General features: G+C 52.3%; 18 protein-coding genes, 7 tRNA genes and 2 rRNA genes. 6 read left to right on the forward strand and 21 right to left on the reverse strand.

The genetic code is table 11. The features are described 5' to 3' along the window. The first annotated feature begins 39 nt into the window (after nucleotides 1-39). On the forward strand, nucleotides 40-975 hold the full coding sequence (locus KI215_RS13165; RefSeq protein ID WP_212773170.1) for an aromatic acid exporter family protein: 936 nt from the start codon (nucleotides 40-42) through the stop codon (nucleotides 973-975). 132 nt (nucleotides 976-1,107) lie between these two features. Further along, nucleotides 1,108-2,028 carry a DMT family transporter gene (locus tag KI215_RS13170; RefSeq protein WP_212773171.1) on the forward strand — a complete coding sequence of 307 codons (921 nt, stop codon included), beginning with the start codon at nucleotides 1,108-1,110 and terminating at the stop codon, nucleotides 2,026-2,028. Nucleotides 2,029-2,154: 126 nt separating this feature from the next. Here the strand turns inward: KI215_RS13170 and KI215_RS13175 are convergent, their stop codons facing one another. The 10 genes from KI215_RS13175 to KI215_RS13220 all read right to left on the reverse strand — a co-directional run bounded on the left by KI215_RS13175 (nucleotide 2,155) and on the right by KI215_RS13220 (nucleotide 12,016). Next, the gene (locus KI215_RS13175; protein ID WP_212773172.1) at nucleotides 2,155-3,150 is read right to left on the reverse strand and encodes an inorganic phosphate transporter; all 996 of its coding nucleotides are present in this window, start codon (nucleotides 3,148-3,150) and stop codon (nucleotides 2,155-2,157) included. After that, nucleotides 3,143-3,763, reverse strand: coding sequence for a DUF47 domain-containing protein (locus tag KI215_RS13180; RefSeq protein ID WP_212773173.1), 621 nt, complete (start codon nucleotides 3,761-3,763; stop codon nucleotides 3,143-3,145). The genes KI215_RS13175 and KI215_RS13180 overlap by 8 nt, the downstream gene beginning before the upstream one ends. A 130-nt stretch (nucleotides 3,764-3,893) precedes the next feature. Continuing rightward, on the reverse strand, nucleotides 3,894-5,324 hold the full coding sequence (arcD, locus tag KI215_RS13185) for an arginine-ornithine antiporter (RefSeq protein WP_212773174.1): 1,431 nt from the start codon (nucleotides 5,322-5,324) through the stop codon (nucleotides 3,894-3,896). A 181-nt stretch (nucleotides 5,325-5,505) separates the two neighbouring features. Further along, a complete protein-coding gene (locus KI215_RS13190) occupies nucleotides 5,506-6,684 on the reverse strand; it encodes an MFS transporter (protein ID WP_246512120.1) in 1,179 nt (392 codons plus the stop codon). Then, nucleotides 6,656-7,111, reverse strand: a complete 456-nt coding sequence (locus KI215_RS13195; protein WP_212773175.1) for a MerR family transcriptional regulator — start codon at nucleotides 7,109-7,111, stop codon at nucleotides 6,656-6,658. The genes KI215_RS13190 and KI215_RS13195 overlap by 29 nt, the downstream gene beginning before the upstream one ends. A 112-nt stretch (nucleotides 7,112-7,223) precedes the next feature. After that, on the reverse strand, nucleotides 7,224-7,553 hold the full coding sequence (locus KI215_RS13200) for a hypothetical protein (RefSeq protein WP_212773176.1): 330 nt from the start codon (nucleotides 7,551-7,553) through the stop codon (nucleotides 7,224-7,226). A 96-nt stretch (nucleotides 7,554-7,649) separates the two neighbouring features. Beyond that, nucleotides 7,650-8,573 (reverse strand): tetratricopeptide repeat protein, encoded by a 924-nt coding sequence (locus KI215_RS13205; protein WP_212773177.1) that lies wholly within the window; start codon nucleotides 8,571-8,573, stop codon nucleotides 7,650-7,652. A 115-nt stretch (nucleotides 8,574-8,688) separates the two neighbouring features. Then, on the reverse strand, nucleotides 8,689-9,765 hold the full coding sequence (locus KI215_RS13210; protein ID WP_212773178.1) for an ABC transporter ATP-binding protein: 1,077 nt from the start codon (nucleotides 9,763-9,765) through the stop codon (nucleotides 8,689-8,691). Further along, nucleotides 9,762-10,490 (reverse strand): ABC transporter permease, encoded by a 729-nt coding sequence (locus tag KI215_RS13215; RefSeq protein WP_212773179.1) that lies wholly within the window; start codon nucleotides 10,488-10,490, stop codon nucleotides 9,762-9,764. Before KI215_RS13215 ends, KI215_RS13210 begins: the two co-directional genes overlap by 4 nt. A gap of 158 nt (nucleotides 10,491-10,648) precedes the next feature. Beyond that, nucleotides 10,649-12,016 (reverse strand): TrkH family potassium uptake protein, encoded by a 1,368-nt coding sequence (locus KI215_RS13220; RefSeq protein ID WP_212773180.1) that lies wholly within the window; start codon nucleotides 12,014-12,016, stop codon nucleotides 10,649-10,651. A gap of 187 nt (nucleotides 12,017-12,203) precedes the next feature. Here KI215_RS13220 and mnmA point away from each other — a divergent pair, with 187 nt between their 5' ends. Beyond that, a complete protein-coding gene (gene mnmA / locus KI215_RS13225; RefSeq protein ID WP_212773181.1) occupies nucleotides 12,204-13,301 on the forward strand; it encodes a tRNA 2-thiouridine(34) synthase MnmA in 1,098 nt (365 codons plus the stop codon). 57 nt (nucleotides 13,302-13,358) lie between these two features. On the opposite strand, the gene KI215_RS13230 is transcribed toward mnmA, so the two are convergent. Together KI215_RS13230 and KI215_RS13235 are read right to left on the reverse strand one after the other, a co-directional pair. Beyond that, the gene (locus KI215_RS13230; RefSeq protein ID WP_275956709.1) at nucleotides 13,359-15,494 is read right to left on the reverse strand and encodes a S8 family serine peptidase; all 2,136 of its coding nucleotides are present in this window, start codon (nucleotides 15,492-15,494) and stop codon (nucleotides 13,359-13,361) included. Between the two features lie 102 nt (nucleotides 15,495-15,596). Then, nucleotides 15,597-17,252, reverse strand: a complete 1,656-nt coding sequence (locus tag KI215_RS13235; protein WP_212773182.1) for a hypothetical protein — start codon at nucleotides 17,250-17,252, stop codon at nucleotides 15,597-15,599. A gap of 181 nt (nucleotides 17,253-17,433) precedes the next feature. On the opposite strand from KI215_RS13235, the gene KI215_RS13240 reads away from it, so the two are divergent. Beyond that, nucleotides 17,434-19,074 (forward strand): glycosyl hydrolase family 18 protein, encoded by a 1,641-nt coding sequence (locus KI215_RS13240; RefSeq protein WP_212773183.1) that lies wholly within the window; start codon nucleotides 17,434-17,436, stop codon nucleotides 19,072-19,074. Here the strand turns inward: KI215_RS13240 and KI215_RS13245 are convergent. From KI215_RS13245 to KI215_RS13255, 3 genes are all read right to left on the reverse strand, one after another. Further along, nucleotides 19,062-19,138, reverse strand: a tRNA-Arg gene (locus KI215_RS13245). The two genes, KI215_RS13240 and KI215_RS13245, sit on opposite strands and share 13 nt — an antisense overlap. A gap of 5 nt (nucleotides 19,139-19,143) precedes the next feature. Further along, nucleotides 19,144-19,230 (reverse strand) — tRNA-Leu (locus KI215_RS13250). A gap of 102 nt (nucleotides 19,231-19,332) precedes the next feature. Continuing rightward, a tRNA-Cys gene (locus tag KI215_RS13255) sits at nucleotides 19,333-19,406 on the reverse strand. Nucleotides 19,407-19,461: 55 nt separating this feature from the next. Here KI215_RS13255 and KI215_RS13260 point away from each other — a divergent pair. Beyond that, nucleotides 19,462-19,887: a YugN family protein gene (locus KI215_RS13260; RefSeq protein ID WP_212773184.1), complete on the forward strand. Its 426-nt coding sequence runs from the start codon at nucleotides 19,462-19,464 to the stop codon at nucleotides 19,885-19,887. 1 nt (nucleotide 19,888) lies between these two features. On the opposite strand, the gene KI215_RS13265 is transcribed toward KI215_RS13260, so the two are convergent. The 6 genes from KI215_RS13265 to KI215_RS13290 form a co-directional block, all read right to left on the reverse strand. Continuing rightward, a tRNA-Trp gene (locus tag KI215_RS13265) sits at nucleotides 19,889-19,962 on the reverse strand. 10 nt (nucleotides 19,963-19,972) lie between these two features. Next, a tRNA-Thr gene (locus KI215_RS13270) sits at nucleotides 19,973-20,048 on the reverse strand. A 4-nt stretch (nucleotides 20,049-20,052) separates the two neighbouring features. Continuing rightward, nucleotides 20,053-20,128, reverse strand: a tRNA-Phe gene (locus tag KI215_RS13275). Between the two features lie 105 nt (nucleotides 20,129-20,233). Next, nucleotides 20,234-20,327, reverse strand: a tRNA-Ser gene (locus KI215_RS13280). A 25-nt stretch (nucleotides 20,328-20,352) separates the two neighbouring features. After that, nucleotides 20,353-20,469, reverse strand: a 5S ribosomal RNA gene (gene rrf, locus KI215_RS13285). A gap of 65 nt (nucleotides 20,470-20,534) precedes the next feature. Beyond that, nucleotides 20,535-23,474 (reverse strand): 23S ribosomal RNA (locus KI215_RS13290). 840 nt (nucleotides 23,475-24,314) lie between these two features. Between KI215_RS13290 and KI215_RS13295 the strand changes: the two genes are divergently transcribed. Further along, entirely contained in the window at nucleotides 24,315-25,952 is a 1,638-nt protein-coding gene (locus KI215_RS13295) for a phosphodiester glycosidase family protein (protein ID WP_212773185.1), read from the forward strand. Nucleotides 25,953-26,035 lie beyond the last annotated feature (83 nt).

The following is a 26,035-nucleotide window of genomic DNA, read 5'->3' on the forward strand; positions in this document are numbered from 1 at the left end:
AAACACGCTCTAGTCACTTCGGAAAAGGATGAGCCAACCATGAGAATCGGATTCCGAACAGCAAAAACCGTTGTTGCCGTGGTGCTCGCCATTTACATCGCCAATGCCCTGCATTTGAAATTGGCGGAATTCACCGGGATCGTCGCGGCTCTTCTATTGAAGAATACGCGAAAAGAAACGGTGGTCACCGCCGGAAAAATGGCGATTGCCGTATTGTTGACACTGGCAGTGGATACCCTGCTGTTCAGTTTGCTGGGGTTTCATGTTTACGTCATCGGCTTGATCCTGCTGCTTCTGATTCCGATATTGGTACGTACCAGGACCGAGCGCGGCTTGTTACTCGGCACCGTCGTCACCATCCACGTGTATACCGCCGGCCATCTGGATATGGACATTTTATTGAATGAAATTTGGTTGATCCTCACTGGCATGACCGTTTCACTCACCATCAACTGGCTCTACATGCCGAGCCGCAAGGAACGACTCCTCAACATCCACCGTCAATTGGAGATGACGGTCGCCGACGTGTTCGATCATTTCGCCCGTGCGTTGGAGGAGAAGGACTATCTGTGGGACGGTGCAGAAATTCTCACCATCCACAACCTGATTCAACAAGGAAAAAAAGAAGCGCTCCTGCATGAAGACAACTATATCACCTCGGACGACGTCCTCCGGTTTCATCACTTTGAAATAAAAGAAAAGCAGTATGAACGCATCAAACACATGCTTGCTCTCGTCTCCCGTGTGGATCAGGTGATCGTTCAGGGGAAGATGCTGGCCTCCATTCTCAGAAAAATGTCTGCGGCATTGCGTTCCGGTGAGGATGATTTCCACCGGATCCAGGAGGAGATCCGCGCCTTGCGTGAAACCTGCGAAGACATGCCACTTCCCAAAACCCGCAAGGAATTTGAAATCCGTGCCGCTTTATTGCAAATGCTGAACGAGTTGGAAGGATACATTCTCGATGCCGTTTAAGGTGTCTGATGACCAAGTTGAAAACATTTCCCATGGATCAGACGCCTCAACCCGGATGCCAAAAACCCATTTCCAACTCTTTGTTTACCCATTAAAATGGAGGGAAACGGCTTTCGGGAAAGGATGAGTCCGATGCGGTCTGCAACAATGGCGGTTCCTCCCTCCTTTCACCGCCTCAAAGGATTCGCCATGGTGTTGGCCGGAGCCACTTGTTGGGGATTGTCGGGGACAGCGGCACAATGGCTGTTCCAGCACCAGGGATTTCAACCCGGTTGGCTTGTTTCCCTTCGGTTGTCCCTCTCTGGCTTTTTGCTGCTTTTGTATTTCGCTTTCGTGCAAAAACAAAAGGTGTGGCAGATCTGGAAACAAAAATCGGAACGCCGCCAACTGCTGATCTTTTCGGTTTTGGGGATGGCAGGTGTGCAATATACCTATTTTGAGGCAATCCAAGCAGGTAACGCCGCCACTGCCACCCTTTTGCAGTACTTAGGCCCCATTTTCGTCACCGTCTACGTGGCGCTCCGCAACCAGCAACTTCCCGGGCGCAAGGAAATCTCCGCTGTGGTGCTCGCATTGGTGGGAACCGGATTGCTGGTGACCAATGGGCGGTTGGACGGGTTGACCATCTCTCTTTCCGCCGTTGTCTGGGGTTTGGGATCCGCCGTCACCGCCGCTTTTTACACGTTGTATCCGGCCCGTTTGTTGACCAGGTGGGGGGCCGGTGTCATCGTGGGCTGGGCGATGCTGATCGGCGGTGTGGGAATGAACTTGGTCCACCCGCTTTGGCGGACATCGGGACAGGTGTGGACAGGTAACGCTTGGTTGCTTGTCGGATTTGTGGTCATTTTCGGCACGTTGCTCGCATTCTATTGGTATCTGGACAGTCTACGTTATCTCACACCGACGGAAACCTCCCTTTTAGCTTGTGCCGAACCGCTGGCCGCCGCGATTGTCACAGTGGTGTGGCTGCATGTACCGATGGGCTTATGGCAGACCATCGGCGGGATCTGCATCGTCGCCACCGTTGTCGCATTGTCCAAAGAAAACAAATAACCGGTCACTTGACGTACCCCCCTAAAAGATTGACGCACTTAAATCCCAATACAAAACCCAGCGGTTTTTCCGCTGGGTTTGTCAATAGACTCATCCGGTCGCTTGACCGGTTTTTTGTATCACGGATTACGGTTCCAGCACTCGCAGAATTTCATACAGGATAAAGCCCATCACGGCCGTACCTGGCAGGGTCAATACCCATGCGTAGAGGATCTTGCCGGCGATGCCCCAACGCACACTGCGGATGCGTTCGGCTGCACCCACACCGATGATGGAACCGGTGATCGTATGCGTGGAGCTGACCGGAACACCGATTTTGGCCACCGTGGTCAAAATCAGTGCAGCAGCGGTTTCTGCAGAAAAACCGTGAGGGGTTTCCAATCGGCTCAGACGAGCGCCCATCGTCTGGATGACGCGCCATCCACCGGCCGCCGTCCCGATCGCCATCGCCAAACCGGCGGCTACCATCACCCAGGTCGGCACCTCCATTTTGGATAGATGTCCGCTAGTGAACAAGGCGAGGGTGATGATGCCCATCGCCTTTTGCGCATCCGACGTACCGTGACTGAACGACATGAACGAGGCCGATACAATTTGCAGCGGGCGGAACCATTTTTTCACTTTGGAAGGCGACGTTTCCGCAAACACCCCGCGGATCAGTTTCATGATGGCATATCCCAGCACGCCTCCCAGCAACGGGGAAACCAGAAGGGCGATCAAGATGGTGATGATCCCTTTGACCCGCAGTACATCCCATCCGCTGTATGCGATGGCCGCTCCGACCAATGCCCCGATCAGAGCATGGGATGCGCTGATCGGCAAACCCATCAGTGTCATCGCCGTATTCCACAAAATGGCCGCCAGCAAAGTGGCGACGATCACCAATAATGTAATGCCATTGGGATCAACGATGTCATTCCCGATCGCTTTGGCCACAGCAGTAGAGAAAAACGCCCCGGCCAGGTTCAACACGGCGGACAACATCAGGGCTTGGAGCGGCGAGAGCGTCCGTGTGCCGACGACGGTTGCGATCGCATTCGCCGAATCATTCCACCCGTTGGTAAAATCAAAGATGAGTGCTAGAATGACGACGAGTACGACTAACCACATCGGATCAGGCATACTTCATAACCACACTTTCCATCACGTCCGCCAAGTCTTCCGTCGTGTCCGTCACGCCTTCCAGCTTCTCGTAAATCTCTTTCATCTTGATCAGTTCAATCGGGTCAGTCGGGTTTTCAAACAACGAACCCACACTTTCCCGCATCAGCCGGTCCCCTTCATTTTCCAACAAGTTGATCTCGACGGAGAGTTTACGAATCGTGGAGAAATCCCGTTTTTCCAGTGCGATGAAGGCTTCATGCAAGTACTTGGCCGAACGTTCCAAGATGTCAGCGAACTGTATCAAATACGGCGTGGTTTGATGCACACGGAAATAGACGAAACGAGATGCACACGCTTCGACACCGTCCAGCACGTCATCCAACTTGACCGCCAACTGCAGGATATCTTCCCGATCCAACGGTGTCACAAAGGTTTGATTCAATTCCCGGATGATCAGATGTGTATAATCGTCGCCTTTGTCTTCCAGCTCTTTGAGCCGTTCGGCGAACTGCTCTTTCTCTTCCAGGGTTTCAACATTTTCGCGAAAGAGTTGCATGGCTTCGACCAGGTTTGCAGCTGCGTCGATTAAGGTTTGGTAGAAAACCCGGTCCTTCGCTCGGTTGAACAGCAAAGCCAATTCCTCCTGTCCATGATTTCTTCACCATTCCTTATCATACTCTTAATCTTTAGGGTTGAAAATGGGATTTACCAAAATGTAAAGGAATGGTTCAAGATAGGAAATCGATTGATTGACGGACTGATCAACCCGCCGGAGACAACTGGCCGACAGCGATCAAATAGACTGCAACGCCGGCTGCGATGATGATCCCGGCAGCAAGCGGCCATTCCCAACCGTGAAATGCTTTTTTGCCATTTTCCCTGCGGGCGGAAATATAGAAGAAAATGCCCAACGCATACAAAATCGCCGTCATCAGAAGAAAATCCAACCCCGCAGCATAAACGAGCCAAACCGCGTAGAGTACAGCTGCAATCCCAAGCAGCAAATCTTTGCCTCGGGATTCGCCCTCGGCGTACCCCTCACCGGTCCATACCAGTTTGATCTGATACATCGCCGAAAACAGGTAAGGCAGCAGAATGGCCACACTGGCCAATGAATACGCTACCTGATAGGTTGACTCAGAGAAGAGGACAATGATGATAAACAGTTGAATCAACCCGTTGGTCAACCACAACGACCCACTCGGGCTGCCGTTGTGATTTTCTTGGCCCAACCACCGGGGAAAGATCCCATCTCTTGCTGCTACATACGGCAGTTCCGCAGCCAGAAGCGTCCAGCCCAGCATCGCCCCCAGCAGAGAGATGACCAACCCCAAGTTGATGATCACAGCCCCCCAGGGTCCGACAACGTGTTCCAAAACATACGCCAGCGATGGCTCATGCAGTTTCGCCAGTGCTTCACGGCTGAGTGCTCCCATGGAGAGGACAGAGATCAAAACGTAGATCACCATCGTGCCCAGCAGTCCGATGACGGTGGCGCGACCAACATCTTTTCGATGTTTGGCCCGTCCGGACATCACGACGGCACCTTCTACCCCGACAAACACCCACAGCGTCACCAACATGGTGTCTTTCACTTGTTGTTTAACCACCGACCAGTTGAATCCCTGGGCCGTTCCCCAAAAGTCACGGACAAAAACGTCCCAGTGAAAAGCAAACACCATCAGAATCAAAAACAGGAAAATGGGCACCAGTTTTCCAATGGTCGTGATGAGGTTCACAAACGCCGCTTCCCTCACTCCGCGTAAAATCAGGAAGTGGAGCATCCACAGCAAAACGGATGCAAAAACGATGGAGGGAAGGTTGTTCCCTTTTCCGAACATGGGAAAGAAATAGCTGAGCGAACTGAACAGCAAGGTAGCATAAGCCACATTGCCCAACAGCGCCGACACCCAGTATCCCCATGCACTGTTGAATCCCACAAATTCACCAAATCCTGCTCGGGCAAAACTGTAGATCCCTCCGTCCAGATCGGGACGGCGCATGGCCACATTCTGCAACACCAATGCCAACGCAATCATCCCGGCCCCGGTGATCAGCCATCCGAGAAGCACAGGGCCACTGTTGGCTGCGACGGCCATGTCACTCGGCAGATTGTACGCACCGCCCCCCACCATCGTACCGACCACAATTGCAATCAATGAAAACAAGCTCAGTTCTTTTCTATTTACCATATGAATAAAAAGACAAGTCCGTTACAGTGGGCTTTGACTCGTCTTTCCCCCACCTTTCTATTTAAATTCGCCCTTCTTTATTTTAGTAAAGGATGAGCGAATGTAAAAAGGTTTATTTTACCATATAAGAACGGGGAACAGGCTCCGCTGGAAAATGACAGCGGAGCCTGGGATGGAGACATCAGGATGCAACCGGTGTCTGCGTGCTTTTGGCCGACATCAGCAGTCCTGCACATACCAACATGCAGCACAACGCGATCGCATACGGTGCCGTCGGAAAGTACGTGGAGGCGAATCCGGCCGCCACGGGCGCCACCGCGGCACCCAGCCAACGAATGAAATTGTAGGCACCAGAAGCGATGCTCCGTTGGGCTTGGGACGTCTCAATTGCCAGTGTTGAATAAGCGGTGTTGTTCAACCCTGACACGAAACCAGACAACACGATCACCGCGATCGTGATCACCTTGTTGGGCGACAGCAGCACCAACAAAAGTACGACCGCCATCAGGACCGCTCCCAACCGGACGACCCACATCGGCGAATGGCGATGCAACAGTCCGTGCGCCCATTTGGTGGAACCGATTCCCAAGCCGACACCCCATCCGAAAAAAATCAGCCCCAAGGAGATGGCATCCAGCTTCAACAACAAAGGTGAATAGGCCAAAACGGTGAAAAAGGCGTAGTAGTACAGCATTGCCGCCACTCCCACCAACAAAAAGGGCCGATAGGTGAGGGCTGAGACGAAGTCGCCGAAACCGGCGCGTCGGATTTTCTGACCGGCCGGCTCCTGAACCAAGAGAAGCGTCAGTACAAACGCCAACAGCATCAGGACACTGGTGGCCATAAACGGGTACCGCCAACCGAACTGCCCGAGCAGCCCGCCCAACAGCGGACCGAATGACATGCCCATTCCCAAAGCGGCCTCATAATAGCCCATGGCTTGATCCAAGTTGGCAGCCATCCCGATGAGAATGGACATGGATGTGGCAAAAAACATCGCATTGCCCATTCCCCAACCGGCACGAAATGCCATCAATTGTCCGATGGTGGATGACATTGCACAAGCAGACGCAAAGACCGCCACCAGGAAGAGTCCAGACACCAGAATGCGTTTGCTCCCCCAACGAGCAGCCAAGATCCCGCTGGGGATCATGATAACCGACATCATCAAAATATAGCTGGTAAACAGCATTTCCACCTGCCAGTGTGTCGCGCCGATCTGTTTGGAGATGATCGGCAAAATCGGGTCAACCACGCCGATTCCCATGAAACCGAACAATGCCGCCAAACAGGTTGTCAAAATCCCGCGCCGCGCCCGTCGCTCATGTTCATCATGTATCGTCGAACCCACGCTTTTCACCCTTTCCCTCCATTGTCTCTTCAATCTGCTGGAGCTGGGTCAGCATGTTTCGCACCTCTTGCTGAAACGCCACCATCTTCTTCATTTTCGCTTCCACCATCTGCAACTGCTGTTCCAAAGCTTCCCGCATCTCTCTGATATCCTGCCGTTTCACCGCCGGATCCGTGGCTTGGCTATATTCCCGACGGTATGCCTCAATGCGTTTGCCCAGCTCCAAAAACTGCTGGATTTCTTGCAACGAAAATCCCAGTACCTCCTTGATGTCCACCACGCGTTTCAACTCTTGGACATCTTGGTCCGTATACAGGCGGTATCCACTGTCACTGCGCTGGCTGGGCTGAAACAGCCCGATCTCCTCATAATAACGGATCGCCCGCTTTGTCAACCCCGTTTTCCTTGCTACTTCTTCAATTTTGAGCCAAGCCATGGCAGGTCACCTCTTCAATTGATATTCATTGTACCGGCAAATTAACGTTTACGTCAACGTTAATTTTCTCTTTTGAGCATAAGAAAAACCAAGCGGGTAAACTCCTGCTTGGTCATGTATGCGCTCGACTGGCCAAAAAGCTGCCTTCAATTTGCAAAAACAAAACATTCAGATCACATATACGGCTGGAAATGTCGTTCATTTTCTCCATTGTCTCATAAAATGCCTCGTCCCCGTCCGTCTGTTTCAATCGTTCATAACAATCCATATAAGCTTGTTCCAGCAGCTTGATTTGCGGGGGAATCTGAGCACATACCCGTTGGCAAACCATTTCGAACTCATCTTGTTGCTCCAGGGTCAGCTGATCATATTCCACGTGCAAGACCGGGCGTTCAATCTGAAGACGCTCATCGTAAATCAGTTCATACCATCGATCGCTCATCCGTTCACACTCCTTCTCTCCATGATAAAAAGAAAGCCTCCGTTTGACAATAACCGGAGGCCTACTATGAAACTGACTGTCCCTTCAGTCGGGACGTCAGGTCTTCAATGAATACTTCCTCTTCAGTTCCGCCAGTTTTCCTTCCACCAAGTGCACATATTCGGGAAGGACGAAGTTGACAGCTTGTTGCAACCGGTCGACTGCTTCCCGGACACGTCCCGCTTCGACCAGCGCCTGCGCATAATCCAATACTGCAAAAGGCGTGGAGTATTCCGCCCGCCAATACTGATCACACAACATGATGACTTCGTCCCGACACCCGTGTTTGCTCAATAGGGTGACTACCGTCATCAGCGCTACCTCTTCATCAAACGACGGGGGTGTCTGTTCCTCCCGCTGGAACCGGAACCATTCCAATGCATTGTTGAAGAAATGAACGGCTGTCGAGGTGTCACCCTCTTCCAAATGGAGACGACCGGCGATTAGTTTCGGCCACCAAGCCCCTTCTTTCTCCACTAAAGGCTTCAGTTCGTTCATCGCCTTACTCTTGCCGCCTTCTTCGATCATCAGATCGACCCACCACAATAGCGCCGTCTCCTGATTGGGTTCCAGCTCCAGTCCCCGACGCAACCAATCGATCACACGTTCCCGGTCTCCCCGTTTGTCATAAATACGAGCCATATAGGTGTGTGCCAGTCCGCGTTCCGGGTACTTCTCCATGCATTCACGCAATAAGGTTTCCGCTTCTTCATCTTTCCCCTTGCGCAAAAGGATCAATGATTTCAACAGAAGAACACCTTCAGCCCGGTTGTACAACTCCAACAATCGGTCGGCGCCGCGGTCGGCTTCTTCTACAAAACCGTCCCGAAAAATCTGCACCACAAACGTGTACAATTCCTCCGGATGATCCCATTCCGCCTTCAAATGTTGGGGGATCACCTCTTTACGGAATTCCTCCCGATCCATCCACACTGGGTGTCCGACTCCGTCGAACAGTGGAATCATCTGTTTTTCTCCCACGCTTCGCCCTCCATTCAATTGTCAAAGTTCAGGTTGCTCATGATTCCACCTACGACCAACATTTTTTGAAATAAAAGACAAATCATACCATCGAAAGAATCATGTTTTTCTATCATTATAACAAATGTTTCTCATCTGCAAACAACGGGATGCAATCCGCTTCCACCAACAGAGCGACCCGTCCGTTTTCCGTTCGTTCCAATGGACGTCGACTGGAGACAGACACTTTGACACCATTGTCCAATTGAATGTAATGCTGATATTCCTTTCCCGTGTCTGTAGAATACACCCATTTTCCTTCCAATCGCAGCGTTCGCTCACCAATAGGCTGCGACCAACCTGCCGCCTGAAGGTCACAGGGGTAGATTACACCGCTGACAGCCGCTCCTTCCGAAAAAGAACAGGGAAACACGGCAACGGGGAAAGAGCCGACATCGGTTTCCCACACCCTTTTTCGCCAAACTCCTCGGATGAGAACGGCTGATCCCATCCATCTCGCCACTTCCGGTGTAGCCGGTTTGTCTACCAACTGTCTGGCAGTTCCTTCTTGCAGGATACGACCTTGATGCAGGATAGCGATTCGATCTGCCAATCGAACCGCTTCCTCCCGTTCCTGTGTGGAGAAGATCACCGTCATTCCCAGCTTTTGCAACAATTCTTTCAGCAGGATCAGCAGATCTTGCCGCACCCATGGTTCCATATCGCTCAATGGTTCGTCCAGCAACAACAGATCGGGTTGCAATACCAATGCTCGTGCAAGTGAAACGCGACGTTGCTGATCAGTTGAAAGCTCCGACGGCATTCGATTCGACATATCCGCCATCCCGACCCACGCCAATGCGTTGTGCACCATTTTTTTTCGTTCATCCGGAGGCAACTTCCGAAAACGCAACCCATAATCCACGTTTTCCCCCACTGTCATATGGGGAAACAACCATGGTTTCCGAAACACCATCACGACATTGCGCCGATGGGCGGACTGTGTCGTGATATCCATGCCGTTTAACCAGAGGCGACCTCGCTGATTCGGATGCAGGCCGGCAATGGTTTTGAGCAGGATGGTTTTTCCTGCGCCATCCGGACCGAACAAGGCGAGAATTTCCCCTTGATGCACCGATAGCTGAATGTCCTTCAGCACAGTTTTCCTGTTTTGTGATGCGGTCCACTTTTCCAACTTCAATATTTCTTTCAACCGCATCCCTCCCCTTGCGAACGTTTGCCGTTATGTTTTCGTTCCATCCACCACATCCAGATCAGTGCAGCGGTACCGGAAGCAACAAACAGAAACAAGCAAACCGTGGCGGTCGTCCGGTTCAATCCGCCGTGAATCAGTGCGGATATGACAGGGAGACGACCACCTTCCAACCACCAGATCAAAAGGGATTGGCCGACTGCGGTGAAAAAAACCAGCAAAGAGACCAGTTCGATCTTGGGACGCAACAGGGGCAAGGTGATCGTCCAAAACACCTGGACCGGAGAAGCCCCCAGGGTACTGGCCTGCTCCACCATGTCTTTCCCGATTGATTGATAAGCATAGTTCAGCATGAGGATGGAAGTGGGGAGGGTAGGGATCAACACCATCAGTACCAAACCCACTAGCCCTTTGTCCGTCCCCATCATGGTAAAAGTAAAAGTCAAAAGTACGATGACAAATAGGAAGTAGCCCGGTAGAACCGGTTTTCCCTTCCATTCCACGTGAGACAACATCTTTGCCACAGGTAATGCCACCGCCAGGTTGAGAAGCGTCACAACCAAGCCTACCGCCACCGACCCAAACCATACACCCATCCACTTGGGAGCTGTCTCGATCAAAACGGGCCACCCATCCGGGGAAAAAATGAATCTTACTCCCCAGGCAAGCACCCCAACAATCGGTAAGAGCAACAAGATAGCCGTACCTGTCAAGCTTTTTCTCATGCTCGGATCCCCCCATTGGTGATCCGGCATCCGTTCTTCATCCTTTTCGCTCCATCATGATCCGCTCCGATTATCATCGGTACCCAAACCATCCCCCCTGGAAGCAGGACACCTCTTTCTTGCGACCATTTTCACCTTGCTCCCTCTTTTTTCTGTCTCTATCCGATCAACGGCCGTTCTTCCGGATATCGGAATGGGCGCTGTTCATTCCGTTTGGCGATGGCATACGCGATGGTAACCGGTCCAAGACGTCCAGCGAACATCGTCAACGTGATCAGCAACTTGCCCGCCACCGTCAAGTGCGGCGTCAACCCCATTGTCAAACCGACCGTACCGAAGGCAGATACGGTTTCAAACATTGCCGGCAGGATGTCACGTCCCAAATAATGACTTTCCGTGATGGTCAAAATCATGGTTACCGTAATCACCAACGTCAACGCGGCCACGGTGACGGTCAACGCCTTGTACACCTGTGTGCTGGGGATGCGACGGCGGAACGACTCCACATCATCATGTCCGCGTACCATGGTCCACACGGACAACAAGATGGCAGCCAACGTCGTCGTTTTAATGCCGCCACCCGTCGAACTGGGGGAAGCCCCGATGAACATCAAAATCACGATCAGAAATTGCGTCGTCGGATACAAACCTGCAATGTCCACTGTATTGAAACCGGCCGTCCGCGGTGCGACCGATTGGAAGTAAGCAGCCAAGACTTTGCCGCCGATAGACAGCGGACCCAGTGTTTTGGGGTTCATCCATTCCACCAGCACGATCAGCAGCGTGCCAGCTACAATCAAGATCGCCGATACGGACAGCACCAATTTGGTATGTAGACTCAACCGTTTGGTTCGATAGTACTGAATTACCTCTACGATGACGATGAAACCGATCCCGCCGAGAATGATCAAGCTGGAAATGGTCAAGCTGACAATCGGTGATTCAACAAAATGCGTCAAACCGGAAAATTTCCCGTACACATCTCCGAACAAGTCGAAGCCCGCATTGTTGAAAGCGGAAACCGCGTGAAAAAAGGAATAGTACATACCCTTTTCCCACCCGAATTGCGGTACCCATTGAAAGGCCAGTGCGACCATTCCCAGCCCTTCGATCGTGAAAGTGATGAAAACGACATACAAAACCAATTTGACGACGCCCGCCATTTTCAACTGATTAAATGCTTCCTGCAAAACAAGTCGTTCTTTTACTCCGATTTTCTTTCCCAGCAAGACCGCCAACAAAGTGGCGAACGTCATGAATCCCAATCCGCCTACCTGGATCAGGGTGATGATAACCAATTCTCCAAAAGTGCTGAAGGTCGTCGCCGTATCTCGAACAACCAGCCCCGTCACACAAACGGCGGAGGTAGACGTAAAAAGCGCATCGACAAATGGAAGCGGCTGACCGTTTTCCGTTGAGATGGGTAAAGTAAGCAACAAGGCCCCGATCAGGATGGTAACAGCGAACCCGATCACCAAAATTTGAGAGGGTGTCAGTTTTTTCTTACCAATAATGGTAGCCATCATAATCCCTTTCTTTTCACCCTTGACATCTGTGATATACTAACTTTAAATAAGTGAAATACAACATTCCTTTAGTGGATACTATGTCCATCACTTGGTTTTGATTATAATGGAGAAGATAGGAAGGAACAAGCGAACTGCGTTCCCCCTTGATCCGGCAAGCATTCACGACGAAAGGGGACTTGATCATATGAGTAAAAAACCGCGTGTAGTCGTCGGCTTGTCCGGCGGCGTCGATTCGTCGGTCTCCGCACTTCTGTTGAAGCAACAAGGATATGACGTGATCGGTTTGTTCATGAAAAACTGGGATGACACCGACGAGTTCGGCAACTGCACCGCAACGGAAGACTTTGAAGATGTCCGAAGGGTTTGCGCCCAAATCGGTATCCCATACTACTCGGTCAATTTTGAAAAGGAATACCGGGACAAAGTGTTTGCTTACTTTCTCGATGAATACCGCAAAGGCCGGACGCCCAACCCGGACGTCATGTGCAACAAGGAAATCAAATTCGGCGAATTCATGGAGAAAGCCCTGCAATTAGGAGCCGATTACATCGCCACCGGTCATTATGCCCAAGTACGTCGAACGGATGGAGAGGTTCAACTGCTTCGCGGTGCGGATCCCAATAAGGATCAAACTTATTTCCTTTACATGGTCGGAAAGGAACAGCTGGCACGTACGCTGTTCCCCATCGGGCACCTGACCAAACCGGAAGTACGACGCATCGCCGAAGAAGCCGGATTGGCCACCGCCAAAAAGAAAGATAGCACAGGAATCTGCTTTATCGGCGAGCGGGATTTTAAAGAGTTTTTAAGCCATTATCTCCCAGCCCAACCAGGGGAAATGCGCACCTTGGACGGTGAATACAAAGGTCAACACGACGGCCTGATGTACTACACCTTGGGTCAGCGTCACGGTCTGGGGATCGGTGGTTCCGGAACGGGTGAGCCCTGGTTTGTGGTTGGCAAAGACCTGGAAAACAATATTCTTTATGTCGCACAGGGACACGATCATCCTGCACTGTATTCCGATTCGCTCATCGCCACCGACGTACATTGGATCAGCGGGGAAGCGCCGAAGGGTTCCTTCCGTTGTACCGCTAAATTTCGCTATCGCCAACCGGATCAGGAAGTGGTCGTACATCCCCGGGATGACGGCACGATTCTGGTGGAATTCGCCCGTCCACAACGGGCCGTTACACCCGGTCAATCCGTGGTATTGTATGATGGGGAAGTATGTCTCGGTGGCGGTATCATCGACACAACCCAAAAAAAAGAGGCGTCTTAACACCTCAAATAAGATCAAAAACATACCCGGACCGCAATGGTCCGGGATATTTGATTTTTAGGGATGATCCACCCGATAGTGGTATGGGATGCGAATCTTTTTGCCGTTTTTGGCCAACAACGTGATGTATCCTGTATAATCCAGCCCCAACGTTTTTCCTTTTCCGGAAACGGTCACATCGAACGTGCCCTCAGCGCCCGGTTTGACGGTGATATAGGTAGCGCTTGTTTTGACATTTCCTTTGTTGTCAACAATGATGTAATACATCTGTTTGGTGTTTGTGGTGTTTTTGACCGTTACCTGCATGGTTTTGCTGCTGTTTTGTCCGTTGGGCGGCACGATTTTGAAACTCAGGCTCGCTGGATTGGCCAAAGCGACCGGCTTATTGGCCGCGGCCACGTCGATGATTCCACCGCCCACTTCCAACGGGTTGGCCGCACTCTTCGGATCCCTTCCGGTACCGATCAACGCCGCTTTGATGTCCTGCGGTGTCCAATCAGGGTGTGCCTGGTGTAACAAGGCCGCCGCTCCGGCGACATGAGGTGCCGACATCGAGGTACCATTGTATGACGCCAAGCCGCCTCCCACCACGCTGGAGTACACATTTACCCCGACTGCGGCCACATCCGGCTTCAGCGTGTAGTTTACCGTCGGTCCCCTGGAGGAGAAGTTAGCGATATAGCTGTCATTGGTCGTGAGGAATTCCCGCTCGGGGAGGGGTTCCAACACGGCGGACGCCGATTGTCCCTTCAAAATCCAATCCCCGTCATTCAGCGACACCATCACCATCGGAATCGTGACGCTTTCTTCCACCAACATGGCAGTGGGATCACCATCACTGTTGTTGATCAAAATCACGCCGACAGCTCCCTTATCCTGAGCCGCTGTAGCTTTTTGCGTGAACGTGCATCCACCGCGCTTGATCACGGCGATTTTGCCGGTCAAATCGGCTGTGATTCCCTGACAGGCCGTACCGTTATCATCGGTGACGACGGCCAGCGGCGCTGCCACTCGCGTCTGGATTTGTCCGCCAGGTGCGGAGGAACCGGCCGGCAGAGTTTTTTCCACTCCGTCCACCGTCACTTTGATCGGTAACCCGATGAAGTGCTTGTTGGTCACAGCGGCAACCGTGATCACCTTGTCCGCTGTTCCGGGAGAACCGATTGTCATCGGTCCGGGTCCCTCGTTCCCTGCGGAGATGACGGTGACCATCCCGGCGTCGACAGCCGCGTTGACCACTTCCGCCAGCAGGTCAAACCCGGGTTCGGCCGGACCGCCCAAGCTCAGATTGGCCACATCCATTCCGTCCCGTACCGCGTCCTCCACCGCTTTGGCGATATAAATGCTTTCCGCTTCGCAATCGTTACACGGAAATACATTGTAGTTACCCAGATATGCCTTCGGCGCGACACCGCTCAGAGGCTTCGTCGCAACACCGGACGGATCTTGGTAATCCGCGATGCCGGCGATCGTACCCGCAACGTGTGTGCCGTGACTGTCGATCGGTTCAGGTGTTTTGGTTGGGTCCGGAGAGTATACCCGCGCGACGATCACCTTGTTGCTGGTAAAACGGGTGTCCCCTTTAGGGAAGCCTTCCGGCGTCTTCAAAGCAGGATCGGTCAGAAACGGATGTTTGGCGTCGATCCCGCTGTCGATGACCGCCACTTTGATCCCTTTCCCGTCATAACCGGATTTCCACATCGGGATGTCGTGAATGATCTCGTGGCTCACATTCATTGCCGGGCGGTACTTGATGCTTTTGACCACTCGCTTGACTCCGGGAGCCTGACGCAGGATGCTCGGGTCGGTGCCGTTGGTTTTGACGGCCAATCCGTTTATGGTGATCGCATATTCAGTCACTACCCGTACTTGAGGAGCCTGATTCCGGAGCCAATTTTTCACCGCGTCTCGCTTGCTCTTCAAGTGTTTGGCATAGGACTGAACGGCTTCGGACTGTATGCTGATCTTATCTCCCGCTACGGGCTTCGTCCTGGCGTATCCCTGGATTCCACCGTTGTACTCCGCGATGGCAGGGTCGCTCAACTCGACAAAGTAATACCCGTCTTCACCCGACTTGACCACCGTTTGATCGCTAGAAGGATCATACCATGCGGAAGCCGGTACGGAAGCACCGGTAACTGTGAGCAGAACGGCCAACAACACTGCGAACAACACTCGAGTTCGGCTGCGCATCCTGTTCCCCCCAATTTTGATATGATTGGCCTATATATAATACTTCTTTTATTCTGTAAAATCCTTCTATACTGAAAATACCAGACAAAAAATTTTTTCCTTTTACTGTGTCCGGTATAACCCGCGGATGGCATCAATTTGCTTCAACCATGCATCAGCCGTCTCCTTAGGAATCTTCTTGCCCGATTGTGCCGAAATCGTGTTCTCCAACGCTTCCAGTTGATTCAGCGCGTTGTCGATTTCTTCGGAGAAATAGTAATCCATCGCATTTTCGGCTGTGGTCACCAGATTGGTTTTCACTTCTTCATCGATGTGCGCCAGTCGGATGTCATCAAACAAATCGTATGTCAGATACGTGGTGTTGACATGATGAAAGGTATGCGCTTGCCGCTCGGGGTCATAATGCAGGATTTCCCCGATCAGGCGGGGTATGTCTCGTTCGATGGACCAATTCGCATCCGTTTCAAATTCAGGATTGTCCAGTTCAAACCCTTCGGTGCGGATCGAATCGAAACCGACATTGGTCCAATAGTTGTTGACGCCATTTTTTTCGATCAGCCGAAACGTCAGCGTCGCTTGGGGCTTCCCTTTCAGATACGGCGTCAAATCTAGGCTGATCTCCCGCCACTTGAGATCGGTCAGTTCCGTTGCGACATCCTCTTCCCAAACGACTTGCCCGTCGACCAGCAGCTGCTTCACATGATATCCGGGGGCATTGGGGCCTTCGTCCATCGTCCGAAAAGTGAGTTTGTACGAATCCGTCTGACCGGGTACCGAACGGATCGTTTGTGTAGCATCCACATGATCGCCAGGACGGGTGGCTACTGCCGCCGGGACGAAAAAGCTGAGATAACCATTCCCATCGGCCGCTTTATGATCCTCCGGTTCGGCCAGATTTTCCTTGGCCAAAGAGTAGGTGACCACTCCATCCATCTTCCCGTCCCGCACTGCGTCCAGCGCCGTCTGTAACACCTCCCGCACATAAACGGGACTGGGATTGGCCGGCGTACGGGACAATTTGGACGCGTACACCATCCAAATCAGGTCCAATCCGTATTTTTGGGTGAGCGCGCTCGCCTGTTCAATTTGCGCCGGTTCGGTTGCCCAGATTTGCGTATTTCGATACGGATCGTCCCGATAAGCCAGAATGACGCCATCAATAAATGCACCGCGCGTTTTCAGAAAATCCTCGTTCAACGCCACCGAATACATGACAGGATAAAACTGCAGATCGGGATTGATGCTTTTGGCCGTCTCTTTCATCTGTTCCATATATGCCGGGGTGTAGAAATCCAGATTGTGATTGAAATCGTCAATTGCCCAACCGATCAAATTGGGATATTGCTTCGACATCTCGGCAATCGCCCGTGCCCATGCGAGATAATCCGTCACATATGGATACGATTTTCTCGTCCCCGTCGATTCCGTCGGCGGGACCAGATAAACAATGACATGGATGCCCGCTTTCTGAGCTGCAGGCATGAATTCATGAACAAAATCATCCCAGTCGGTCCGTTCATGCCACACAAGGTAATAGTAGGTATTGATGTTCAGTTCCTTCAGCCGTTGAATCATAGCGGGCGTATCCACATGGTAAATCCCATCGGACCGTGGTGTTTTCTCCCTGATTTCCATGGCATAGTCCGCCATCATCGCCGCCTTTCTTTCCTCTGCCTGTGTCTGGGGAATCGCTTGCCCGGTTACCCCAGTTCCCCACAACAAAAACGCCAGCAACAGCCCGCACCACATTTTCCACATGAAATGGCCCCCCTTTTCTCACTACCGGTTATTACTATACGGATAATCCCTTTTCCTTCCATGCAAGGAAAAGGGATAAGCATCCTTGAATGACAAAAAAAAATCAGGACCTTTGGCACTATTGCCCACAGAGCCGTTTCATTATGATGGGCATGTACCCATTTTTCAGGAGGAGAGGACCATGCGGAATCATTATGATTTATATCGAAAACCGAAACCGCCATCTTCACCCGAAAAACAACCGGAGAAACGATCGTGGCAGTGGCGGGGTTTGTCATTTACCACTTGGACCGTTTTGCTGTTTATGTTGATTACAGGCACGTCAAGTGCGGGAATTCTATACGCCGTCAACCGGTGGGCCCCTCTGGTGAAAGTGACGAAACCACAGCAAAACCCTTCTGATCCGTCTTCAACTCAGCCGTTTGCCAGCGACGATGATGATCCGTACGGTTGGGAAGGAGAGGATGAATGGGGAGAAACAGACGCGGAGTCTGGCCCTTCTCCCTACCCTGATGCAAAACAGCCGGTACCACCTAAACATAACCGTTGGCATTCAACCGATCAGCATACCCCATCAGACCAAGCCGGGAGGCCCCACCCGTCACCACCTGTTGTCGCTCCGCCGACCGCCAACCGGCCGGTTCCGTCCATCCGGTCCAAGGTGGCCGTTTATGTACCGTATTGGCAAACGAATGCCGCCACCACTTCCTTTCAGCGACATACTGACTCCATAGACACAGCATATTTCGTTTGGTACGAAATAAAACAGAACGGCACCATCGGTCTCATTCCTTCGGCGAAAGAGAACGAAAAAGCCCTGACACTGGTGCGACAACATCGGATCCAAATCATCTTTTCTTTGGGAAACGGGTGGGATCCCAAGCGTCTGCATTACTGGCTGGAAACGGCAGACCGACGACGTTTTTTGACGAAACAAATCGTACAATGGGCCGAGCAACAACGAATCGACGGTGTGGAATTAAACTTGGAGCCGTTGCTCGCCCAGGACCGAGAGCGCTTGTCCGACTTTGTCGTGCTTGTCGCCCGGAATTTGCACGCCAAACGAAAACAACTTCACATCTCCGTCTTTCCCAAAACCCGGGAACCGGGAGATTGGTCCGGGCAGATCGCTCAGGACTGGGCACATCTCGGCCGATATGCAGACAAAGTGAATATCATGACTTTTAACTACAGCTTAAAAAAGCCGGGGCCCGGAACCCCGCTCACGTGGTTGGTAAAAGTTCTCGATTTTGCAGTCACTCAAATACCGGTGGACAAAATCCAAGTGGTTTTTCCGTGGGTCGGCCAACTTTGGAAGACAGATCGGACATCGCCAGATCCTTTAACCTATTCCTCAGCACAAGTGCTGCTTCAAAATGGATGGCCCCTCCGGCGCGATGCAAACCATGAACCTTATCTGGTGAATCGACGAGATGGTAAAACTCAGACAGGATATTTCCAGGACACCATCAGCTACAAAGCCAAACTGGATGTCATCATTCAGCGATATCCCAATATCGGGGGTGTAACCCACTGGTATATCGGAACGGAAGATCCGAAAGTGTGGATGGTAATTGAACAAGCGATGAGATCGAAATCGTTTGAAGTAGGTAGCCGCTGTGGGAAATCCAGACCCCGGCTGCTATTTCCCGTACCCACTCCTCACTCGACAGGATATTGGGTTACCCATGAGCAACCTTTGAGCAAAAGGGAAAACAGCGCACCCGGAATCATGCAGTGGTTAAAACCCGTGTCAGCAGATTGTTTCCAAGAAAGGAAAAACCACCATCCATGCGGATGGTGGTTCTTTGGCGTGCCCTGAGAGATTCGAACTCCCGACCTTCTGATTCGTAGTCAGACGCTCTATCCAGCTGAGCTAAGGGCACATGGTTGGTGCGGACGAAGGGACTTGAACCCCCACGGTCTTGCGACCACAAGATCCTGAATCTTGCGCGTCTGCCAATTCCGCCACGTCCGCGTGTTTTGTTTTTTGTCCTTCAATCAGCGGCGACATCATTTATTTTATTATAGCTTGTTCATGATGTCAACCCTTTTTTCGAAGAAATTTTTTTCTAGATTTTGGAGGCGGCACCCGGATTCGAACCGGGGATAAAGGATTTGCAGTCCTCTGCCTTACCACTTGGCTATGCCGCCTTGTCGTATGATCGACAGTATCCTGTCGCACACTATTTTGAAAGGAGGGGTATCCATGATCCCACTACACTCACCCATCATCGAAAACGTACAGGGACGTTTTGCCGACGTGGAATCCCTGCTTGATAAAGAAGGATTCCAATTGGGCGGTGCGTATGAATATGACCACGGTTACTTTGACAAGGCCCTAGACCGGGAATCGGATGCGCATCAATCTTACCTGCGCGTTCCCGTTTCCTCCGTCAAAGGGCGAATCGGTGACCCCAACGCCACCGTCAAGCTCGGCCGGCCTTTTGTGCTGCGTCACGAATTCCAAGCCGGACCGGATGATCGTGTCAATACCGGTGTCTTTTCCGGCTTGATCGACCAGTTCCAAGAACCGGCCGTTAAAGACGCTCCTGTCGATGAGAAATGGATCGACAGAGCACAATCGGCGCTTCGAGAGCTTGAAACCCGGATTCAAAACGGATTCCGGGATTAATTGGCAGGGGCGGTAGGAATCGAACCCACACTGGAGGTTTTGGAGACCTCTGTTCTGCCATTAAACTACGCCCCTCCACTACCCGTGGTGCCGATGAGAGGACTCGAACCTCCAACCTACTGATTACAAGTCAGTTGCTCTACCAATTGAGCTACATCGGCATAATGGTGGTTCGGGACGGAATCGAACCGCCGACACGAGGATTTTCAGTCCTCTGCTCTACCAACTGAGCTACCGAACCAAGGCGAAATTTATCCTAACATAGTGAAGGGGGATCCGTCAACCGGATTCCTCGTTTTCAAATTGTTGAAAAAAGACTCCTGTAATCCAGAAGTCGGCATGAAAATGGCGGAGAGGGAGGGATTCGAACCCTCGAGGCGGGTTTTGCCCGCCTACACGATTTCCAATCGTGCTCCTTCGGCCAGCTCGGACACCTCTCCGCGTTGCCTATAGAGGAGAAAACCTGCCTGGCAGCGTCCTACTCTCCCAGGGGCTCCCGCCCCAAGTACCATCGGCGCTGGAGGGCTTAACTTCCGTGTTCGGAATGGGAACGGGTGGTTCCCCTCCGCTATCACCACCAGACAGGATATGGTGTTTGGTTACACCTTCAAAATTGGTTACGGGATCGTCTGCATTCACTTGCGAGTGAGGGGAAGCCCTCGACCGATTCGTATCCGTCAGCTCAACGCATTACTGCGCTTACACCTCGGACCGATCTACCTCGTCATCTACAAGGGGTCTTACTCCCACGAGGGGATGGGAAATCTCATCTTGAGGGGGGCTTCGCGCTTAGATGCTTTCAGCGCTTATCCCGTCCGCACTTGGCTACCCAGCGATGCATCTGGCGACACAACTGGTACACCAGCGGTGCGTCCATCCCGGTCCTCTCGTACTAAGGACAGCTCCTCTCAGATTTCCTACGCCCGCGGCAGATAGGGACCGAACTGTCTCACGACGTTCTGAACCCAGCTCGCGTACCGCTTTAATGGGCGAACAGCCCAACCCTTGGGACCGACTTCAGCCCCAGGATGCGATGAGCCGACATCGAGGTGCCAAACCTCCCCGTCGATGTGGACTCTTGGGGGAGATTAGCCTGTTATCCCCGGGGTAGCTTTTATCCGTTGAGCGATGGCCCTTCCACTCGGAACCACCGGATCACTAAGCCCGACTTTCGTCCCTGCTCGACTTGTAGGTCTCGCAGTCAAGCTCCCTTCTGCCTTTACACTCTTAGGCGCGATTTCCAACCGCGCTGAGGGAACCTTTGGGCGCCTCCGTTACCTTTTAGGAGGCGACCGCCCCAGTCAAACTGCCCACCTGACACGGTCCTCCAGCCGGATCACGGCTGCGAGTTAGAACCCCGGTACAGCCAGAGTGGTATCCCACCGGCGCCTCCACCGAAGCTGGCGCTCCGGCTTCTCAGGCTCCCACCTATCCTGTACAAGCTGTACCTAGATTCAATATCAGGCTGCAGTAAAGCTCCACGGGGTCTTTCCGTCTTGCCGCGGGTAACCTGCATCTTCACAGGTACTACGATTTCACCGGGTCTCTCGTTGAGACAGCGCCCAAGTCGTTACGCCTTTCGTGCGGGTCGGAACTTACCCGACAAGGAATTTCGCTACCTTAGGACCGTTATAGTTACGGCCGCCGTTTACTGGGGCTTCGGTTCAGAGCTTCGCCTTTCGGCTAACCCTTCCCCTTAACCTTCCAGCACCGGGCAGGCGTCAGCCCCTATACTTCGCCTTACGGCTTAGCAGAGACCTGTGTTTTTGCTAAACAGTCGCTTGGGCCTCTTCACTGCGACCTCCTCGGGCTGTTAACCCTACCGAGGCACCCCTTCTCCCGAAGTTACGGGGTCATTTTGCCGAGTTCCTTAACGAGAGTTATCCCGCGCGCCTGAGGATTCTCTCCTCGCCTACCTGTGTCGGTTTGCGGTACGGGCACCTCACTCCTCGCTAGAGGCTTTTCTTGGCAGTGTGGGATCAGGGACTTCGGTACTTCAATTTCCCTCGCCATCACGGCTCAGCCTTATGACCGGACGGATTTGCCTATCCGATCAGCCTTACCGCTTGGACGCGCACTTCCAATCGCGCGATCCCCTACCCTCCTGCGTCCCCCCTTCGCTCAAACGGAGTGGAGGTGGTACAGGAATATCAACCTGTTGTCCATCGCCTACGCCTTTCGGCCTCGGCTTAGGTCCCGACTTACCCTGAGCGGACGAGCCTTCCTCAGGAAACCTTAGGCTTACGGCGGAGGGGATTCTCACCCCTCTTTTCGTTACTCACACCGGCATTCTCACTTCCCAGCGCTCCACCATGCCTTCCGGCACAGCTTCGACGCCCTGGGAACGCTCCCCTACCGCGTATCTTCCGATACACCCACAGCTTCGGTGGTCCGTTTAGCCCCGTTACATTTTCGGCGCAGGGTCACTTGACCAGTGAGCTATTACGCACTCTTTAAATGATGGCTGCTTCTAAGCCAACATCCTGGTTGTCTCGGCAACCCCACATCCTTTTCCACTTAACGGACACTTGGGGACCTTAGCTGGTGGTCTGGGCTGTTTCCCTCTTGACCACGGATCTTAGCACTCGTAGTCTGACTCCCGGAGTAAAGTAAACGGCATTCGGAGTTTGACTGAGTTCGGTAACCCGGGAAGGGCCCCTAGCCCAATCAGTGCTCTACCTCCGTCACTCATCCTCCGAGGCTAGCCCTAAAGCTATTTCGGGGAGAACCAGCTATCTCCGAGTTCGATTGGCATTTCACCCCTACCCACACCTCATCCCCTGGTTTTTCAACACCAGTGGGTTCGGGCCTCCATTGAGTGTTACCTCAACTTCACCCTGGACATGGGTAGATCACCCGGTTTCGGGTCGACGACCACGTACTCATTCGCCCTGTTCAGACTCGCTTTCGCTACGGCTCCGGCTTCTCGCCTTAACCTCGCACGTGACCGTCACTCGCCGGTTCATTCTACAAAAGGCACGCCGTCACGCCCCAAGGACGCTCCGACTGCTTGTAGGCACACGGTTTCAGGTTCTCTTTCACTCCCCTCCCGGGGTGCTTTTCACCTTTCCCTCACGGTACTGGTTCGCTATCGGTCGCCAGGGAGTATTTAGCCTTGGGAGGTGGTCCTCCCTGCTTCCCACGGGATTTCACGTGTCCCGCGGTACTCGGGGTCCGTCTCGGAGAGGCGAAGGTTTCGACTACAGGGCTGTTACCTCCTATGGCGGACCGTTCCAGGTCACTTCGTCTACCCTCGCCTTTTATCACTCCATGTGAGACGCCCCACAACCCCGCCGGGCAAAACCCGACGGTTTGGGCTGTTCCCCTTTCGCTCGCCGCTACTCAGGGAATCGCTGTTGCTTTCTTCTCCTCGGGGTACTAAGATGTTTCAGTTCCCCCGGTGTGCCCCCGTCCACCCTATGTGTTCAGGTGGCGGTACCAGCCCTCGTCGGACTGGTGGGTTGCCCCATTCGGGAATCCTCGGATCAACGCTCGCTTACAGCTCCCCGAGGCATATCGGTGTTCGCCCCGCCCTTCATCGGCTCCTGGCGCCAAGGCATCCACCGTGCGCCCTTACTAGCTTCTCCTCAGGACTCGCTACCTGTGAATGCTTGACTCTCCCGTATCCAATTTTCAAGGTGCAACCGCAATTTCCGCTGATTTCTCAGCAGTTTCGTCGTGACGAATAATAATATAGCACAGCTCTCACATCGAATCAAGCACTTTTTTCGAGGAATTATTTTCCGGATCGGGTGTCTAAAAATCGCTTCATTAATAAATAAGGCGACAGGCTGATCACTTTCTTCAACCTCGACCACACGGGCTTTCACTAATGGCATGATCTCATCATCACACGAGATGAATGGACCTGCAATAACGCGAATCCTCTTCCGTCAGCTTTTTTCCCCTTCATGTAGAATACCCAAACAGAAAAAATTCACCCCGTTCCACACGAAACGGGGTGTTCTCATCAAACAATCAAATTCATGCCCACATATATCCGAGTTCCACCGCTTCCAAATAGGCACGGTTCAAATGATCCGGCCGGATAAAAGCCGATAACAGATCCAAGTGACTTGCTTCCAGTTTCGTGAAACCCGGTCAACAAATCGTCCGTGATCCGCAATGTATAATCCTGATCAATCGTCAATTGGGTCCATCCTGTTCTCTCTTCCGCAAATCCACAGGGGGGGGACGGTTTCCAAAGCCCGCACGACTGTCGTTCCGACCGCATGTTAGGGTAAGGAGCTGAATAGGGGGAAATTGCGGCAATGATCAAATCGTCCGCAGCGATGTCTAGGGGTGTGGTCAAATGGCTTTGATTCATCAATTCGAACTGCCCGTCTGTGTAGAAACGTTACAGAAGGTTAAATGTCGATTCACACATCCTGATTATCATGAGGAACTGAGAGATAAGGGGGGATAGCATGTTTGAGAAGAGGAAATGGAGCAAAAAGTTAGTGATTGTCATCTTAGCAATATTCGTTGCAAGTACAAGCACTGCTTTTGAATCCAATTCACTGGCAGCACAACCTAACACGGAGCCGAGTCATTTCTCGGAAAAGCTTCCCATTGGCTCTCCTGAATTACCTGAGCGGCGTACGGTTGAACATCCTGTTCCTGGAGTGACGATTACTACCGTCTACCGGGGGTACCCTGACACTCACGCGTTTTTTACTGTAACCGTAGCGACCGTCAACGACAAGGAGACGGCTGACAACATTAACGTCGCGCTGAAGAAGGCCGGATTCGACTCACGTATTGAGACGCTAAACGAACGTGCACCTGACGATCCTGCTACCGGTCCATTGGGTTATCGCGTCCGTGTAGGTTTCTTTTCAGATAAACCTTCTGCATTGGCAATGGCTGAGAAGATCAAACAGGCGGGCGTCCGGCTGGATAACGGTCAAGTCATTGGCGAAAAGAGCTCTGTACAGTTTAGTGCCGAGGATGGTGGACCTACAACCGGTCCGTGGGAAATCCGGATTTTAACAATTGATCCGAAATATTACCGCGGTGAACTGAAAGTTGCTCTCGCAACGCCGGACGGGATTGGCAGCGAAACAGTATCATCCATTGTCCGTCGTACCGGTGCGTCAATTGGTACAAACGCTAGCTATTTCGTGATGCGGGATACCGATGGCACACCTGGGGACGTTGCTGGCCTCTCTGTTGTGAACGGGCGTCTCATCAGTGAAGCGGTGAACAATACCGGCAGCTTTGTTTTGACCAGTCCTAATGGTCGTGGAGCTAGAGTAGAAAAACTGTCAACCGAGCTATCAGTTCATTCCTCTGACGGATCATCGACAATGATTGACGGAATCAATCGTAAGCCTGGTCTTATCTTGAACTGTGGCGGCATCGACGATACACCAACCAATCATCCCAAACATGACTTCTTATGTACTGACCCGGATGAGATCGTCTACTTTACCCGGGACTACGGTCGGATAGCAGATGCTGGACCCGGGGTGCAGGTAACTCTAGATAAGGAAGGAAAAGTGATCGCGGTAGCCGAACAACGTGGTGGAGTGATCCCCGAAGAAGGAATCATGCTGCAGGGCACTGGGAAAGGTGCTGACTGGTTACGCCTTCACGCAAAAGTCGGATCAAAGTTGTACATCAAACAGTCGGTCAAGAATGCAGAGGGTGAGCACCTGAAACTCAACAAGAATATCAATATTGTCAGCGGTGGTCCAATACTGCTTAAAGACGGCAGGCCTGTCGTTGATGCATACGCAGAAGGGTTCCATTGGTCGGAGAGCCCTTTCTACTACAACTTCGGCGTACGTCGGCACCCTAGAACGATCGCCGGCACTACACCTGACGGCAAGATCATCATTGTGGTGGCTGACGGACGTATTCCAGGTGTAGCAACGGGGCTCAATTTCAAGGAAGAAGTAGCACTGATGAAAAGCCTCGGTGTTACTGATGCTGTAAATCTGGACGGCGGTGGCTCTTCGACTTTTGTCGGTCCTGACGGTCTTCGCAATCATCCTTCGGACGGCCAGGAACGTCCAACCGGTGATGCCCTGCTCGTGATGCCCCCAAAGCATCAAAACTAGGGATATTTAATCAACACCGAATAGCCAAAGACTGGAATCGATTTGTGACATTGTGAATGTTGCCCAGCACTAAGTGCTGGGCT

The sequence above is a fragment of the Polycladomyces abyssicola genome, from assembly GCF_018326425.1.
Lineage (GTDB): Bacteria > Bacillota > Bacilli > Thermoactinomycetales > JIR-001 > Polycladomyces > Polycladomyces abyssicola.

Excerpts from the sequence above, each read along its gene's own strand:
- KI215_RS13165 (WP_212773170.1), top strand. The coding sequence starts at position 40 with ATGAGAATCGGATTCCGAACAGCAAAAACCGTTGTTGCCGTGGTGCTC.
- KI215_RS13170 (WP_212773171.1), top strand. The coding sequence starts at position 1,108 with ATGCGGTCTGCAACAATGGCGGTTCCTCCCTCCTTTCACCGCCTCAAA.
- KI215_RS13175 (WP_212773172.1), bottom strand. The coding sequence starts at position 3,150 with ATGCCTGATCCGATGTGGTTAGTCGTACTCGTCGTCATTCTAGCACTC.
- arcD (WP_212773174.1), bottom strand. The coding sequence starts at position 5,324 with ATGGTAAATAGAAAAGAACTGAGCTTGTTTTCATTGATTGCAATTGTG.
- KI215_RS13195 (WP_212773175.1), bottom strand. The coding sequence starts at position 7,111 with ATGGCTTGGCTCAAAATTGAAGAAGTAGCAAGGAAAACGGGGTTGACA.
- KI215_RS13200 (WP_212773176.1), bottom strand. The coding sequence starts at position 7,553 with ATGAGCGATCGATGGTATGAACTGATTTACGATGAGCGTCTTCAGATT.
- KI215_RS13215 (WP_212773179.1), bottom strand. The coding sequence starts at position 10,490 with ATGAGAAAAAGCTTGACAGGTACGGCTATCTTGTTGCTCTTACCGATT.
- KI215_RS13220 (WP_212773180.1), bottom strand. The coding sequence starts at position 12,016 with ATGATGGCTACCATTATTGGTAAGAAAAAACTGACACCCTCTCAAATT.
- mnmA (WP_212773181.1), top strand. The coding sequence starts at position 12,204 with ATGAGTAAAAAACCGCGTGTAGTCGTCGGCTTGTCCGGCGGCGTCGAT.
- KI215_RS13230 (WP_275956709.1), bottom strand. The coding sequence starts at position 15,494 with ATGCGCAGCCGAACTCGAGTGTTGTTCGCAGTGTTGTTGGCCGTTCTG.
- KI215_RS13235 (WP_212773182.1), bottom strand. The coding sequence starts at position 17,252 with ATGTGGAAAATGTGGTGCGGGCTGTTGCTGGCGTTTTTGTTGTGGGGA.
- KI215_RS13240 (WP_212773183.1), top strand. The coding sequence starts at position 17,434 with ATGCGGAATCATTATGATTTATATCGAAAACCGAAACCGCCATCTTCA.
- KI215_RS13260 (WP_212773184.1), top strand. The coding sequence starts at position 19,462 with ATGATCCCACTACACTCACCCATCATCGAAAACGTACAGGGACGTTTT.
- KI215_RS13295 (WP_212773185.1), top strand. The coding sequence starts at position 24,315 with ATGTTTGAGAAGAGGAAATGGAGCAAAAAGTTAGTGATTGTCATCTTA.